Source organism: Agrobacterium sp. ST15.16.055 (genome assembly GCF_027956555.1).
In the GTDB taxonomy this organism is placed as follows: Bacteria; Pseudomonadota; Alphaproteobacteria; order Rhizobiales; family Rhizobiaceae; genus Agrobacterium; species Agrobacterium salinitolerans.
Map to the genome: position 1 here is coordinate 18,854 of NZ_JAQKGN010000014.1, position 15,491 is coordinate 34,344.

General features: G+C 58.5%; 16 protein-coding genes. 7 read left to right on the forward strand and 9 right to left on the reverse strand.

Translation table 11 applies throughout. The annotated features are described in order from the left end of the window. Window positions 1–35 precede the first annotated feature (35 nt). The 8 genes from pncB to PL599_RS18065 all read right to left on the reverse strand — a co-directional run bounded on the left by pncB (window position 36) and on the right by PL599_RS18065 (window position 6,899). A complete protein-coding gene (pncB, locus tag PL599_RS18030) occupies window positions 36–1,340 on the reverse strand; it encodes a nicotinate phosphoribosyltransferase (protein WP_077984509.1) in 1,305 nt (434 codons plus the stop codon). A 210-nt stretch (window positions 1,341–1,550) separates the two neighbouring features. After that, window positions 1,551–1,910: a hypothetical protein gene (locus tag PL599_RS18035; RefSeq protein ID WP_077984610.1), complete on the reverse strand. Its 360-nt coding sequence runs from the start codon at window positions 1,908–1,910 to the stop codon at window positions 1,551–1,553. Window positions 1,911–2,004: 94 nt separating this feature from the next. Beyond that, the gene (locus PL599_RS18040; protein ID WP_142913760.1) at window positions 2,005–2,856 is read right to left on the reverse strand and encodes a C40 family peptidase; all 852 of its coding nucleotides are present in this window, start codon (window positions 2,854–2,856) and stop codon (window positions 2,005–2,007) included. Window positions 2,857–2,874: 18 nt separating this feature from the next. Continuing rightward, window positions 2,875–3,219 carry a MarR family winged helix-turn-helix transcriptional regulator gene (locus PL599_RS18045; protein ID WP_077984611.1) on the reverse strand — a complete coding sequence of 115 codons (345 nt, stop codon included), beginning with the start codon at window positions 3,217–3,219 and terminating at the stop codon, window positions 2,875–2,877. Between the two features lie 53 nt (window positions 3,220–3,272). Further along, on the reverse strand, window positions 3,273–3,566 hold the full coding sequence (locus PL599_RS18050) for a hypothetical protein (RefSeq protein ID WP_142913761.1): 294 nt from the start codon (window positions 3,564–3,566) through the stop codon (window positions 3,273–3,275). Between the two features lie 11 nt (window positions 3,567–3,577). After that, on the reverse strand, window positions 3,578–4,684 hold the full coding sequence (locus PL599_RS18055) for a DUF475 domain-containing protein (protein WP_137409587.1): 1,107 nt from the start codon (window positions 4,682–4,684) through the stop codon (window positions 3,578–3,580). A 292-nt stretch (window positions 4,685–4,976) separates the two neighbouring features. Beyond that, window positions 4,977–5,900, reverse strand: coding sequence for a DMT family transporter (locus PL599_RS18060; RefSeq protein WP_193559328.1), 924 nt, complete (start codon window positions 5,898–5,900; stop codon window positions 4,977–4,979). Between the two features lie 117 nt (window positions 5,901–6,017). Continuing rightward, window positions 6,018–6,899: a LysR family transcriptional regulator gene (locus PL599_RS18065; RefSeq protein ID WP_077984612.1), complete on the reverse strand. Its 882-nt coding sequence runs from the start codon at window positions 6,897–6,899 to the stop codon at window positions 6,018–6,020. A gap of 106 nt (window positions 6,900–7,005) precedes the next feature. Here PL599_RS18065 and PL599_RS18070 point away from each other — a divergent pair, with 106 nt between their 5' ends. After that, a complete protein-coding gene (locus PL599_RS18070; RefSeq protein WP_077984513.1) occupies window positions 7,006–8,502 on the forward strand; it encodes a CoA-acylating methylmalonate-semialdehyde dehydrogenase in 1,497 nt (498 codons plus the stop codon). A gap of 91 nt (window positions 8,503–8,593) precedes the next feature. Here PL599_RS18070 and PL599_RS18075 read toward each other — a convergent pair whose 3' ends face one another. Continuing rightward, window positions 8,594–9,643, reverse strand: coding sequence for a Fe(3+) ABC transporter substrate-binding protein (locus tag PL599_RS18075; protein WP_244614279.1), 1,050 nt, complete (start codon window positions 9,641–9,643; stop codon window positions 8,594–8,596). 173 nt (window positions 9,644–9,816) lie between these two features. Here PL599_RS18075 and rirA point away from each other — a divergent pair, with 173 nt between their 5' ends. From rirA to PL599_RS18105, 6 genes are all read left to right on the forward strand, one after another. Next, a complete protein-coding gene (rirA, locus tag PL599_RS18080; RefSeq protein WP_077984514.1) occupies window positions 9,817–10,287 on the forward strand; it encodes an iron-responsive transcriptional regulator RirA in 471 nt (156 codons plus the stop codon). A 169-nt stretch (window positions 10,288–10,456) separates the two neighbouring features. Then, a complete protein-coding gene (locus tag PL599_RS18085; RefSeq protein ID WP_077984515.1) occupies window positions 10,457–11,503 on the forward strand; it encodes an AbrB family transcriptional regulator in 1,047 nt (348 codons plus the stop codon). Window positions 11,504–11,644: 141 nt separating this feature from the next. After that, the gene (gene osmF / locus PL599_RS18090; RefSeq protein ID WP_137409585.1) at window positions 11,645–12,556 is read left to right on the forward strand and encodes a glycine betaine ABC transporter substrate-binding protein OsmF; all 912 of its coding nucleotides are present in this window, start codon (window positions 11,645–11,647) and stop codon (window positions 12,554–12,556) included. A 96-nt stretch (window positions 12,557–12,652) separates the two neighbouring features. Beyond that, window positions 12,653–13,819 (forward strand): ABC transporter permease, encoded by a 1,167-nt coding sequence (locus PL599_RS18095; protein ID WP_269824868.1) that lies wholly within the window; start codon window positions 12,653–12,655, stop codon window positions 13,817–13,819. Further along, the gene (locus PL599_RS18100) at window positions 13,816–14,754 is read left to right on the forward strand and encodes an ABC transporter ATP-binding protein (RefSeq protein ID WP_269824869.1); all 939 of its coding nucleotides are present in this window, start codon (window positions 13,816–13,818) and stop codon (window positions 14,752–14,754) included. The genes PL599_RS18095 and PL599_RS18100 overlap by 4 nt, the downstream gene beginning before the upstream one ends. Further along, window positions 14,751–15,491 carry an ABC transporter permease gene (locus tag PL599_RS18105; RefSeq protein WP_137409584.1) on the forward strand — a complete coding sequence of 247 codons (741 nt, stop codon included), beginning with the start codon at window positions 14,751–14,753 and terminating at the stop codon, window positions 15,489–15,491. Before PL599_RS18100 ends, PL599_RS18105 begins: the two co-directional genes overlap by 4 nt.

Consider the following 15,491-nt stretch of genomic DNA (forward strand, 5'->3'; position numbering starts at 1 on the left):
ACGGGGCGCTTCCTCAACGGGAGCGCCCGATTCTCTTAAACCAGCACCTTCTGTTCCTTATGGTCCTCTTCACCGAAGAACTTCAGGTACCGTTGCACCTCGCCCGGATCACCGGTCGCCTTTTGCGGGTTGTCCGAGAGCTTCACCGCCGGCCGGCCATTGGCGTCGCTGACCTTGCAGACGATGGAAATCGGCTTGAGGCTGGCGATGGTTTTTGGCGCGCAACCGGCAAAATCATTGGTGAGGTTGGTGCCCCAGCCGAAGCTCATGCGAACCCGGCCTTCGAAATGCCTGTAGGTATCGATGATGGCGTCGACATCGAGACCGTCGGAGAAGATCAACATCTTCTTGCGCGGATCGCGGCCCATCTTCTGCCACCACTCGATGATCTTTTCGCCGCCTTCGATCGGCGGGGCGCTGTCGGGACGGAAACCCGTCCAGTCTGCCACCCATTCCGGCGCGTTGCGCAGGAAAGCCGCCGTGCCGAACGCATCCGGCAGCACGATCAGCAGGTTGCCGCCATAAAGCCGGTTCCAGTCCTTCAGGACCTGATAGGGAGCGGCAGCCAGTTCCTCATTCGTCTGCGCCAGCGCCGCGACGACCATCGGTAGTTCATGCGCGTTCGTGCCAACGGCTTCGAGATCGGAATCCATGGCGAGCAGGACATTGCTCGTACCGGTAAAGGCAGGACCGATGCCTTCCTTCAGCGCTTCCACGCACCAGCGTTGCCAAAGGAAACTGTGGCGGCGGCGAGTACCGAAATCGGAAATGCGCAAGCCCGGCAGTTCCCGCAGCCGCTCGACCTTCTCCCACATCTTGGCCTTGGCGCGGGCATAGAGCACATCGAGCGTGAAATAGCCGAGCGAACGCATGGCGCTGCGCGAGCGCAACTCGTTGATGATGGCGAGCGCCGGGATTTCCCAGAGCGTCGTGTCCATCCAGCGGCCATGAAAGTTCAGCTCATATTGCCCGTCGCGCTTGAAAAGCTCGTATTCCGGCAATTGATAGCTCGACAGCCAGGAGAGGAATTCCGGCTCGAAAATCTGCGAGCGGCCGTAAAACGTATTACCCGCAAGCCAGATATTTTCCTTCTTGGAGAGACGCAGGGTACGCGCATGATCGAGCTGCTCGCGCAGTTCCATCTCGTCGATCTCTTCCGCCAGCCGTACCGTCTTCGTGCGGTTGATCAGGGAAAATGTCGCGTCGACTTCCGGATAGAGCTTCCAGATCATCTGCAACATCAATAGCTTGTAAAAATCCGTGTCGATCAGGCTGCGGACGATCGGGTCTAGCTTCCAGGTATGATTGTGGACACGGGTGGCTATATCGGTCTTCGTCATACTTGCATTCCCCAATATCGGCCAAAGGTCAGAATAGCCGATGTCACTCCGCACCCTGGCAGGTATCAACCTGTCATGCGGAAGATTTATCTGAAAAAGCGACAACAAGTCCAGAGCACCCGCCTGGCAAATGCCTGCCACCACAGCTCACGCATCGATTTTCCGAAGACCACAAAGGGGTTTTCGGTCCGGCGTTCAAACCATGCGGCTTCAGAAGGTCGGGTCGACGGGGTTTATGCCGGGATACCAGTCCTTGGAGACCGGATTTCTGCCGCCGAAACTGGAAATGCCGTTTTCGTCGGTACAGCGATACCCCTGAACGGGAAGCCCACGGCTGCCGAAAACATCCCGGTAAGGACCTCGGGAATATCCGGTCACACCCAATGCGCTATGGCAGTTGTAACGGACCTTTGGCTGCAGCGTTCGCGGGTCCTTGACGCCCGGCAGGTTTGCATAGGCATCCGGTGCGGGGGCAAAACCATTCTGAAAAACGGTCTGCGCCTGCGCAGGGGCGCTCAGCAAAATCGCTGTGACGATCGTTGCCAGTCGTGTTGCCGTTCTCGTCTTCATCGTTGCCAGTCCCATACCATCATCCAACCGATGTAGGCGTCGGAAACTCTCCCACAAAGGGCCCGGCAGGCAAAATTTCGTGAAAGCCGCCTTCTCAATCCTCCAGCCGGCGGAAAGCCGTCGGCTTTTCGTAAAGCCAGCCGATGCGCTGGATGGCCGCATCGAGATTTTCGCGTGCAACATTCATCGTATGGCCATTGGCATGCAGCAAGGTTTCCTCGCTTTCCATGAGGCCGACATGGCCCTTCCAGAAGACGAGATCGCCGCGGCGCAATTCATCCCGCTCGATTTCCACACCGAGCGACTTCACCTGCATGTCGGTATCGCGCAGAACCCGCCGGCCCGTCATGGCCATGGAAAGCTGCACGAGGCCGGAACAATCGATACCGAAGCCGGAGCGTCCGCCCCAGAGATAGGGCGTTTCGATAAAGCGCAGCGCCACCGCCACATAATCTTCGTCAAGCGCCGCGTCGACGGCCTGGCAATGGGCGGCGATGATGCCTTCGCCTTTTTCGGTCAGCAGGTAACGGGTACCGCGTGTCTCCGCCTCGCCTACAATCTGGATCAGGCTACCCATGGACAGTGCTGCGACCGGCGGTTTGCGCAACTCAGCGGCTGGATAGAGAAAAGTGCGCGGCGCAGTCACCCGATGGGTGGCGACAACGACATCGCCAATCGCCTTTTCCGGCACATAGCCGGCATAACCATCCGCATCCGCCTGCACCCATGCCCAGCCGTTCGCCCGGTCGAAAACACGGATGGTTTCGCCAGACAGCAGCTCGGTATCGATGCCGACGGCAAGGTCCGGCGTCGGCCGCAGGCCAATAACCGGCACCGCGATCTGGGCAGGCGAGCCGCTGACAAAACGTTCGGCCTGCACCACGCCCCGCAGCTTTTCATCGGCGAGATCGGAGCGGAAGACATTCAGGCGGCGGTCGAGCATCATGGGTTTCACATCCAGGGGTTAGATCTTGCGTGCCTGATCAATAATCAGGTCGCCGAATTTTTCCAGATAAAGCGCACCAGCCACCGTACGTTTTATCACGACATTGCGCTTGTCCCGCTCATCCCGAACCCGATCGACGAGTCCGAGAGCGCCGAGGCTGTCGAGCGCGCGGGTAATGACCGGTTTGGTGACTCCCATCGTTGCCGCAAGACCCCTGACGGTGTGTGGTGGCGTGACGAGATAAATCTGCAGCAGGATGGCGGTTTGACGCAAGGTCAAATCCGGCTGATCGTCAATGACCTGCGTCGTGGACACACGATGCCAGAGGCCAAGCGCCTCCGAGGGCGACAATTGTGCAGGCAAACCTTGCCCCTCCAGTCGTTTTCTTACCTTTTTCATTCAAGAGAACGGAAAACTCAAGAACCATCCCGCACAAACAGAACCGCCGCACGGCGCAGATCAGAAAGATCGCGCGGCGCGGCGGTATTTGTTGACCCGTTTTCGGGCCATGATGTCCCCTCTGGACTTGCAGGATAAGAAGCAGGAAGCGTGCCAGTTTTGATGCAACGCACAAATATTCGTAAAAACAGCAACTTAAGGGAAAAATTCGTCTTTTGGCGAAATTTTCCGCAAAGGATAAACAGCAATAAAAATAGGCAAAAATAACTCAATGCATAAAAATTGCCTTCCGCCGCGACAGCGGAAGGCAAGGATACGCGGATCAGATCTCCGCGCCACGCGCGGCATCGACCGCATCGGCATTCTGTCGCCGGTTATAGCGGATCGACGACCAGAGCGAGATGCCGATCAGGCCCGCGCCGCCAAGGCCCGTGATGACCTCCGGAATATGCACCATGGTCTGCACGTACATGATGACGGACAGGATGAGGATCGCATAAAAGGCGCCGTGCTCCAGATAGCGATATTCGGCCAGGGTTCCCTTCTCGACCAGCATAATGGTCATCGAGCGCACATACATGGCACCGATGCCGAGGCCGATGGCGATAATGAAGAGGTTCTGCGTCAGCGCGAAAGCGCCGATCACGCCGTCGAAGGAGAAGCTGGCATCCAGCACTTCAAGGTAAAGAAACGCACCGAAGCCGCCTTTTGCAGCGCCCTCCAGCATTTCCTGGCTGCGGTCGAGAATACCGCCGACAACTTCCACCAGCAGGAAGGTCAGAAGACCCCAGATCGCCGAATGGAAGAAGGTGTTGGCGGCGACCGGACCAAGTTCAGGATTGTCGCTTGCGCCGATGATGCGGGAAAAGATCAGCATGACGACCAGCACGAAGGCAATCTCGATGCCCTTGACGGAGGAATAGATTGCAGCCTTTTCCTCGATCCAGCGTACCCAGTGCACATCCTTTTCGTGGTCGAAGAAGAAGTTGAGGCCGACCATCATCAGGAAGGTGCCGCCGAAAGCCGCAATCGGCAGATGGGCGTCACGCATGATTTCCGCATAACGTTCCGGCTGTGTGGCCGCCATGACGAGAGCTGTCCAGGGGCCGACATTGGCCGCGACGACCACGATGAGCAGCGGGAAGACGATACGCATGCCGAAAACGGCAATCAGAATACCCCATGTCAGGAAGCGATGCTGCCAGACCGGTGTCATATCCTTCAGCTTGTTGGCGTTAACGATGGCGTTGTCGAAGGAAAGTGAGATTTCCAGCACCGCCAGAACGACACAGATGAAAAAGATCGTCGCCGTGCCGCCCACCGTTCCGGTCATTTCCCAACCGAGATAACCGCCGAGGATCAGGCCGACGATGGTGACGATAAAAGCCCACTTGAAGTAGGTAAGCGTGTTTTTCTGGGCAGCGCTCATGTCCGGTCGCCTCCAATGACGAGGACGTTCACGGACCGACGAGAGGCGTCAGGCCGCACGCAGAAAGCACGCGCGCGAAGCACATTCAGGTTTTTCATAGTTTTTAATCCGCCGGCCAATTTTTGCAGGCGGTACCGACATCGCGAGAGCGCCGTAAAACTCTCGCCAGAGGGGCCCGGCACCTTTGTTTCCTCTGCCCTTGCGAGACAAATCATCGCAGGGGCCCTTCTTACTTCCTGAAGATCACGCCTTCGTCAAGTCCCGTGATTGTGACCACGGCGAACTGGAAAGATCAAACCTGCTCCGCAGCCAGTCCTTCGGCGGTTTCACGGCGTCGCTTGAGTGTATTTTCGCGGAAGAAAATATAAAGTCCGGAAAGAACAATCAGGCCTGCACCGACAACGATACTGGTCTGCGGCACATCGTTGAAGAACAGCCAGCCGAAGATCACCGCCCAGAGCAGCAGCGTATATTGCAGCGGTGCGACGGTTGCAGCATCGGCGAGTTTAAGTGCCCGGTTGACCAGCACATGCGCTGTCATGGCGACGACGCCAAGCAGGCCGAGGAAGGCGAGATCGAAACCGGACTGAACCGGCAGCCATCCCGATGGCGTAAGGAATACCGCGACAATGCCCGCAAGCGCCGCACCGATGATCTGCCAGAAGGCAAGCACGGTATCCGGCGTATTGCGCAGCTGGCGGCCAGACAACATCATGAAAGCGAAAGCGGCGCTACCGAGGATCGAAAACAATGCTGCGGAGGTGAGGCTTGCCGAACTGGGCTTGAGCGCGATGAGAACGCCGACAAAACCGATGGCGATGGCCGTCCAGCGACGCCAGCCCACTTTTTCTCCGAGCAGAAACGGTGAGAGCGCCGCCACATAAATGGGGGCGGCCAGCCAATAGGTCATGACATCGGCGAGCGGCAGGGCCGCGACGGCGAAATAGAAACAGAAGAGCTCTGCGGTGGAAAAGAAAACGCGCGCAAACTGAAGGCCGGGACGCTCAATTCTGACAAGGCCGGAGAGGCCGGCACGCCAGACGATCGGAACGAGGATAATAAGCGCCGCCGCGCTGCGAATAAGGATCACCTGACCCTGGCTATAGGTGGCGACGAGCCACTTCCCCATGGCGTCGTTCAGTGCGAAAAGCAGCATTCCAAGCAGCATGACGGCCACGCCGAGGCCAGTCGGCGAAAGCTTACGTAGTATAGACATGTCAGTTCCGATCTCTCCCAATGGCTGCATTGGTCGTCCAGCCAGCTATCCTTTGTCAAGCCCCGAACAGCCAGGCCCGAACAATTAATAGTACTAATAATATCGACATGTGGGATGTCAGGTGAATATCCGCCGTTCTTCGGCCACGAGTTCCTGGAGAAAATCGACCACTGTGCGGACGCGGACAAGTTGACGGGCGGATTCGTGATAGGCTGTCCAATAGGACCGGCTGATGGTGAGTTGCGGCATGATGCGCAAAAGCTCGGGATATTGCCCCGCGATGTAATTATGCAGGATACCGATACCCGCACCGGAGCGCACTGCCTCGGTCTGACCGGTGGCGCTCGATATTTCGAAGGCGGCGTCCCAGTCGCGCATGATCTCACCGGTAAAGTTAAGTGAAGGCGAAAAGATCAGGTCCTCTACATAACCGATCCGCCGGTGGCGCTTCAGTGCCTCGACATCATCAGGCGTTCCGTAATCGGCCAGATAATCCGCCGAGGCATAGAGGCCCAGCGAATAATCGGTGAGCTTCGAAAACATCAGCCTGCCCTGCTCCGGCCTTTCGATGGTGATGGCTATATCGGCCTCGCGCTGCGACAGGGAGAAAGAGCGCGGCACCGGCACGAGCTGGATTTTAAGATCGGGATAACGCGCCGTCAGCCGGCCGAGCCGCGGCGCGAGGAAGGAAACGCCGAGACCATCCGGCGCGCCGATGCGCACCGTTCCCGCCACCGCCGTATCGACGCGGCCGAGATTTGCCTGGGCATTCAGCATTTCGGTTTCCATGCGCTCGGCCCCGGCAAGAAGGCGCTGGCCCTCTTCCGTCAACTCGCAGCCATTGGTGCTTCTCAGGAAGAGCTGTGTGCCGATGGCCGCTTCCAACGCGGAAATACGGCGGCTGAGGGTGGCGTGGTTCACACCGAGCTTTCTCGCCGCCGAAAGAAACTGGCCGCTTCGCGCCACGCTTAGAAACAAACGCACATCATCCCAGTTCATGGCACCCTCCTTATGTCTATTTTTGCACAATGGATGCTTATTTCAGGCGATTGATTTGTGCAAATCGAAAGGTAATGCTGCGCCATCACATTCTGGAGGAAAACCCATGAAGGAAATCGGTCATTTCATTAATGGCAAGCATGTGCCCGGCACCAGCGGTCGCACATCGAATGTCTACAACCCGGCCACCGGCGAAGTCCAGGCGACTGTCGCGCTTGCGAGCGATGCCGAGCTTCGCGCCGCTGTTGAGAGCGCAAAAGCGGCACAGCCAAAATGGGCCGCCACCAATCCGCAGCGCCGCGCCCGCGTTTTCTTTAAATTCGTCGAGCTTCTGAACCGCGACATGAATGAGCTGGCGGTGCTGCTTTCCAGCGAGCACGGCAAGACCGTCGAGGATTCCAAGGGCGATATCGTCCGTGGCCTCGAAGTGTGCGAATTCGTCTGCGGCATTCCGCATCTGCAGAAGGGTGAATTCACCGAAGGTGCCGGCCCTGCGATTGACATGTATTCGATCCGCCAGCCGGTCGGCATCGGTGCGGGCATCACCCCGTTCAACTTCCCCGGCATGATCCCGATGTGGATGTTCGCCCCGGCGATCGCCTGCGGCAACGCCTTCATCCTCAAGCCTTCCGAGCGCGACCCGTCCCTGCCAATCCGCCTTGCCGAACTGATGATCGAAGCCGGTCTTCCGGCTGGCATCCTGAACGTCGTCAACGGCGACAAGGGCGCGGTCGACGCCATCCTGACCGATCCCGATATCGGCGCGGTCTCCTTCGTCGGCTCGACACCGATCGCCCGCTATGTTTACGGCACTGCCGCCATGAACGGCAAGCGCGCGCAGTGCTTCGGCGGTGCGAAGAACCACATGATCATCATGCCGGATGCCGATCTCGACCAGGCGGTAAACGCCTTGATGGGCGCAGGTTACGGTTCCGCCGGCGAGCGTTGCATGGCGGTTTCCGTTGCGGTTCCGGTTGGCGAAGAAACGGCAAATCGCCTCGTTGAAAAGCTCATCCCGCAGATCGAGGCGCTGAAGATCGGTCCCTATACCGATGACAAGGCCGATATGGGTCCGCTCGTCACCAAGGAAGCCCAGACGCGCGTCAAGGGTCTGATCGACAGCGGTGTCGAACAGGGCGCAAAGCTGCTGGTCGATGGCCGCGACTTCAAGCTGCAGGGTTATGAAGACGGCTATTTCGTCGGTGGCTGCCTGTTCGACCATGTCACTCCTGACATGGACATCTACAAGACGGAAATCTTCGGACCGGTTCTCTCCGTCGTGCGCGCCAAGAACTACGAAGACGCGCTGGAATTGCCGATGAAGCACGAATATGGCAACGGCGTCGCGATCTACACCCGTGACGGGGACGCTGCCCGCGACTTCGCAAGCCGCATCAATATCGGCATGATCGGCATCAACGTTCCGATCCCCGTTCCGCTCGCCTATCATTCCTTCGGCGGCTGGAAGGCTTCGAGCTTCGGCGACCTCAACCAGCACGGCACGGATTCGATCAAGTTCTGGACGAAAACCAAGACGATCACCTCACGCTGGCCGTCGGGTATCAAGTCGGGCGCAGAATTCGTCATGCCGACAATGAAGTAACCCGAGAAGCAGGTAGACAAACAAAGCCCCGCTGCAAAAACAGCGGGGCTTTTTATTAGATTTCGGCAGAACGGTAAGGGTTGCGCCGGGATTAGTTGGTCGGGCCGTCGTTGAAACCCACTTCATCAACCAGTTCGGACGCCTGCTTGCGATGGGCGGCTATGTCCGTCAGCGGCAGCTTGTCCGGATTGATGGGGCCGAAGCCCTTCACAACATCGGATGGCTCCGCACCGGGCAGCACCGGATATTCAAAGACCTGCCTGGCGTAGATTTCCTGCGCCTCCCGCGAGGCCAGGAATTCCATCAGCTTCAGCGCATTGTCTTTGTTGGGGGCGTATTTCGTCAGAGCCATGCCGGAGATATTCACATGCGTGCCGCGATCGCCCGCATTTGGGAAAATCACCCGCACCGATCCGGCCCATTCCTTTTCTTCCGGCTCGCGATCATTGGTCAGCATCAGGCCGACATAATAGGTGTTGCCGAGCGCGATATCGCATTCACCGGAAAAGATCGATTTCGCCTGGCTGCGGTCGGTTCCATCAGGCTTGCGAGCAAGATTGTTCTTCAGGCCGGTCAGCCATGTGCGGGTATAATCGACGCCGTGATGGGCGATCATCGAGGCGATCAGCGCGATATTATAGGAATGCTGGCCGTCGCGAATGCAGATCTTGCCCTTCCATTTCGGATCGGCAAGCTCCTCATAGGTAATCTCCTTCTGGGTCACCCTTTCCTTCGACGCATAGACCACCCGGCCGCGCGTGGTGAGCCCAAACCATTCGCCCTCGGGATCGCGCAGATTGGCGGGGATATCCTTTTCGATGACGGGATCGTTGAGGACCGGCTGGGTAACCTTGCCCTCCTTCGCCTCGACGAGACGGGCGATATCGACCGTCAGCAACACATCCGCAGGTGAATTGACGCCCTCGGCCTGAATGCGTTCCACCAGCCCCTTGTCGAGAAAAAGCACATTCGCCTCTATCCCGGTTTCCTTCGTGAAAGCATCGAGCAGCGGCTGGATCAATTCAGGCTGGCGATAGGAATAGACGTTAACCTCCCCCTCCGCCAAAGCGCCGGGCGCGGCGACAAGGATCGTCAACCCTGAAAAAACGGCAGCGGAAAAGTATGATTTCAAGCTTGCCATTATGAACGCCTCCATTACATTCGGATTCTTGACTTGTTTGTTCATGAATCATCCGGACGGTCAACAACGCTGTTCGAGAAATATCGGATGGGTACCAGTTTTTTCAGTTTCTGGAATTGTTCTAAACTGAAAAAGAGACTATATAACTCCACATTGAGAGTTAGGAGACCAGCATGCGCTTGACCAAACAGACCAACTATGCCGTTCGCATGTTGATGTATTGCGCCGCAAATGACGGCCACCTGAGCCGCATTCCCGAGATTGCCAGGGCCTATGGCGTTTCGGAGCTGTTCCTGTTCAAAATCCTGCAGCCGCTCAACAAGGCAGGTCTGGTGGAGACCGTGCGCGGCCGCAACGGCGGCGTGCGTCTTGGCAAACCCGCCGACAAGATCAGCCTGTTCGACGTGGTGAAGGTTACTGAAGACAGCTTCGCCATGGCCGAGTGCTTTGAGGATGGTGCGGTGGAATGTCCGCTTGTAGATAGCTGCGGCCTCAACTCGGCGCTTCGCAAGGCACTTAATGCCTTTTTTGACGTTCTGGCGGAATACTCAATCGATGATCTCGTCAAGGCGCGGCCCCAGATCAACTTCCTCCTGGGCCTGGACACGGAAATGCCGAAGGTCGCTCCCCTTCCGGCTGCCTAATCATCCCATTGTCCCATCGGGAATCGCCATAGCCCGTGCCCTATAGGCCACGGGCTTTTCTTATGTAAATAAGCAAGAAATGTAATATTTCTGGTCCTGCGTGTTGACGTCATGAACGGAAGCGGCGCATTTGGTCGCGAGCTTTTTCAAGCAAACACTCAGCGTCGCAATGATCATCAAGCCTGAACTCCATACATTCGCGCTCACCGCGCTCGTCGGCAGCATTGGTGCGCTGCTCGCCAGTCTCATCGATATCCCGGCGCCTTTTCTTTCCGGCCCGGCGCTTGCCGTGACGATTACGGGACTGGCCGGTGTAAGGCTTGGTATTCCCGCCTTTATCCGCAACGCCTGTTTCGTCGTCGTCGGCATTTCGATGGGAACGAGCGTGACGCCGTCCGTGATCGACGCCGCAAAGACCTGGCCCCTGAGTTTCGTCGTCGTGCTCGCCGCCGTCGTCATCATGCTCTATGTCGCCTACTGGATTCTGCATTACGGCTTCGGTTACGACCGGACGACAGCGATGCTAGGCGCCTCTCCCGGTCATCTCAGCTATATCATCAGCCTCGGCGCCGAAACGAAAAGCGACCTTGCGACCGTCAGCATCGTGCAAAGCGTGCGGGTGCTGGCGCTGACGCTTTCCGTGCCGCTGATCGTCGAATATTTCGATCTTGTCAGCAGGGAACCGCTTGTGGCCAACCCGCCAATGGGCCTTTTTACGCTGGCGCTGACCATCGGTGCATCGCTTCTGACCGGCTGGCTCTTCCTGCGCTGGAAGTTTCCGGCCGCCCTGCTGCTTGGCGGTGTCGCCATTTCCATAGGCACCCATATTACCGGCCTTACCGAAGGCGGTGTTCCCACCTGGCTTAGCCTGCCCGTCTATGTGCTTATCGGCTGCCTGATCGGCACGCGCTTTTCGAATGTCTCACTGATGGACGTGCGGAAAGGCTTTCTGGCGGGCTTCGTCGTCACCATCGCCGTGATGGTTATCGCTGGCAGCATTGCCTGGATGATTTCCGGTGTGACCGGCGTTCCTCTCAATGCCGTCATGATCGCCTATTCGCCGGGCGGTCTGGAAACCATGGCGGCGATGGCGGTGATGATGCATGCCGATACCGCCTATGTCGGTTCCCATCACGTCATCCGGCTCTTGTTTCTGTCCGTTCTCATGCCGCTCGTCATGGGCAGGGATGCGCGCAAACGTGACGGCGAAACCTGACTATCGGCGTCCAGCCGCAGCCATTGACGCAAAAAAAGCAGATGGCATGCAACCATTTTTCCTTCCGGCTGTTTATGTTGGGCCGCAATTGCGGCGGCGATCTTTCGCCTGTTCGCAGGCTGACCCACCGGAGGAACATTCATGAACCGCTTGATGACGTTGACGGGCGCCGGACTTGCGCTTGCCCTTTCTGTTTCCATCGCGCAGGCGCAGGTGGTCGTGTCGTCCAAGATCGACACGGAAGGCGGTGTTCTCGGAAACATCATCCTCGCCGTCCTCAATCAGAACAAGATCGAAACGACGGATCGCATCCAGCTCGGCGCAACGCCGGTTGTGCGAAAAGCGATCACAGCCGGCGAGATCGACATTTATCCGGAATATACCGGCAACGCCGCCTTCTTTTTCTCCAAGGCGGACGATCCGCTCTGGAAAGATGCAGCCAAGGCCTATGAAGAAGCAAAAACACTCGACTTCGACGCCAACAAGATCGTCTGGCTGACACCATCTCCGGCCAACAACACCTGGGCCATTGCGCTGCGCAAGGATGTCGCCGACAAGAACAATCTCAAGACGCTTTCCGACTTCGGCAAATATGTTGCCGATGGTGGCGAGGTGGTCCTTGCCGCTTCTTCCGAATTCGTCAATTCCGCCGCTGCGCTGCCTGCATTTCAGACCACCTATGGCTTCACCATGAAGCCTGACCAGTTGATCACGCTTTCCGGCGGCGACACTGCGGCCACGATCGCCGCCGCCGCCAACCAGACGAACAACGCCAATGCTGCCATGGTCTATGGCACGGATGGCGGCATCGCGCCTTCAGGTCTCGTGGTGCTGGAGGATGACAAACATGTGCAGCCGGTCTATCAGCCAGCGCCGATCATTCGCGAAGAGGCTTTGAAAAAGCACCCGAATATCGAAGAGTTGCTGAAACCCGTGTTCGAAAAACTCGATCTGGCAACCCTGCAGGACCTGAATGCGCGCGTGCAGGTGGGGGGTGAACAGGCCAAGACCGTAGCCATCGACTTCCTGACAAAGAACGGCTTCGTCAAGTAACCGCTCGCGACGCCGGAGCGGGTTGCGGGAGCCGGTACGTTCCCATGATCCGGTCCGAATCCAGAGTAGGCGAGACAAAAGGCAGGGGAGCAGGATTTGACGAAGTGGCCTGACAAAGTGGGCGTGGTGATTTCGTCCCTGCTTCTTTATGCGCTTCTTGCGTCGCCTTTCATGACATTGCGTGCCAACCGGATCGTTCAGGGCGAGACACGCACGGTCTTCGAAGCGCTTCCGGGTTCAGCTGCAACTCTTCTCGTCACCATCGTTCTTGTTACAGTCTTCATCGCCTTTTTCCGCTTTCCCACGCGATTGAAACTCGCAGCCGCGCTGGTCGGTCTTGCGGCACTGGCGGTTTTCATCGGGCAGGCGGCATCTTTTCTCACGCCAGAGGGTAACAGTTTTGCCCGCGTTTCGCCCGCAAGCGGCTTCTGGTTGATGTTTGCCGGTCTGGCTCTGCTCGCTACGGATTGTATTGCGCGTCTTGAGCCGAAGCCCGCTGCCCGGATTTTGTTGCTGCTGGCGGCCATCGCCGCACTCGCGGCCGTGCTGACAAGCGGCCTCTGGAACGACCTCTCCATCATAAAGGAATATACCGGCCGGGCCGATACGTTCTGGACCGAGGCTTTGCGGCACGTGGAACTTGCCATAGGCTCGCTGATCGCGGCGACCGTAGTGGGTATTCCCCTGGGGATACTCTGTTACAGGGTCGAGTGGTTGCGCGCGGGTGTACTGAATGGCCTCAATATCGTCCAGACCATCCCTTCCATCGCCCTTTTCGGCCTTTTGATCGCCCCGCTGGGGTGGATCGCAGCCACTGTGCCGGGCGCCGCGAAAATCGGCATCGCCGGCATCGGCATGGCGCCCGCTTTCGTGGCGTTGTTTCTCTATTCGCTGCTGCCGGTCGTTTCCAACACTGTGGTCGGTCTTTCCGGCGTTTCGCAGGCGGTCCGGGAAGCGGCGCGCGGGCTTGGCATGACGCCGGTGCAACGGCTGCTGCGGGTGGAATTTCCGCTGGCCATGCCGGTCATCCTCACCGGCATCCGCATCGTACTGGTGCAGAATATCGGCCTGGCGACGATAGCCGCCCTGATCGGCGGCGGCGGTTTTGGCGTTTTCGTATTTCAGGGCATCGGGCAGACAGCGATGGACCTCGTGCTGCTCGGCACCGTACCGACCGTCCTTCTTGGCTTTGCCGCAGCAATAACACTCGACGCCCTCATCGACAGCAATCTCTTCAGCGCAGGCGGAAGGCAAAAGGCATGATCGAAATCGACACCATCACGAAACGATATGGCGATGCAGCCGTCGTTGATCAGGTATCGTTGACTGTCGCGCCGCGCACCGTCACCGTCATCGTCGGCACCTCCGGCTCGGGAAAAACCACCCTGCTGCGCATGATAAACCGGCTGGTGGAGCCCACCTCCGGCACGATCCGTATCGACGGTGAGGATGTCAGCGCCATACCCGGCTTCAAGCTGCGCCGCCAGATCGGCTACGCCATTCAGGGCCATGGCCTTTTTCCGCACCGGACGGTGGCCGAAAATATTGCGACTGTTCCGCAGTTGATCGGCTGGGATCGCAAGCGGATCAATGCGAAGATCGACGCGCTGATGCAGCTCTTCCAGCTCGATCCCGCGCTTTATGCCAACCGTTTCCCGCATGAACTCTCAGGCGGTCAGCAGCAGCGTGTCGGCGTGGCGCGTGCGCTGGCCGCCGAACCGAACATTCTCCTGATGGACGAACCCTTCGGCGCGCTGGACCCGGTGATCCGCGCCAAGGCCCAGAACGATCTTCTCGACATCCAGAAAAAGCTCGGCGTGACCGTCGTTCTCGTCACACACGATATGGACGAGGCTTTTCATTTGGCGGATCGTATCGCCGTGATGGACAAAGGCCGTATCGTCCAAGACTGCCCGCCGGCCGAATTGGTGCTGAAACCGGCGACGGATTTCGTGCGCACCATGATCGGTGAAAACGAACGGGCGCTGAAACTGCTATCCGTTCTCTCCGTTGCCGATGTCGTGGAGCCGGGAAATGCTAAGGGCGAACCGCTCACCGAACATACAAGCCAGCGCGACGCCCTGTCGGCGATGTTATGGGCGGGCTGCGATGCCTTGCCGGTCGTCGGGGACGATGGGCAACCCGCTGGCCGGGTGCGGCGTGATGTTCTCCTCCAGCGCGCCGCCGGAGCCCTATGAAAAACGCATTATCCTTCTTTGCTCTCGGGCTACTGCTACTGGCGCTGATCATCTTTCTGGCAGCGCCGCAGGTCTTCGCACCGGTGTTCCGCCCTCTCGTGCAGGCCAATGCACCCGCAATCTACACGCAGGCCAATCTGCTTTCCCTCACCCTGTCGCATCTAACTATCGTGGCGATTGCCACGGGCTTGGCCACGCTCACGGCGGGGGCCCTTGCGGTTCTCGTCACCCGGCCTTTCGGGGCGGATTTCCTGCCGCTGTCGCGCAGCATCGTTAATATCGGCCAAACCTTTCCGCCCGTGGCGGTGCTGGCGCTGGCCGTGCCGATGATCGGTTTTGGCGAAAAACCAACGCTCATTGCCCTGTTTCTCTACGCGCTTTTGCCGGTATTCGAAAATTCGCTGACGGGTCTTACGACCCTGCCCGCCACGGTGATGGACGCCGCGAGAGGAAGCGGCATGACCGGCTGGCAACGCCTTGTCAAAGTGGAGTTGCCGCTTGCCCTTCCAGCCATTCTCGCCGGCATCCGGCTTTCGGCGGTCATCAGCCTTTCGACCGCAACCATCGGCTCGACAGTCGCGGCGCGCACCCTCGGCGAAGTGATCATTGCCGGCCTGCAATCCAACAATCTGGCCTTCATTCTTCAGGGCGGGCTGATCGTTGCGGCGCTGGCGATCCTGATTCACGCGGCCTTTTCCGCCATGGAAAAGACTGCGGCGCGCAAAACCGGGCACTGA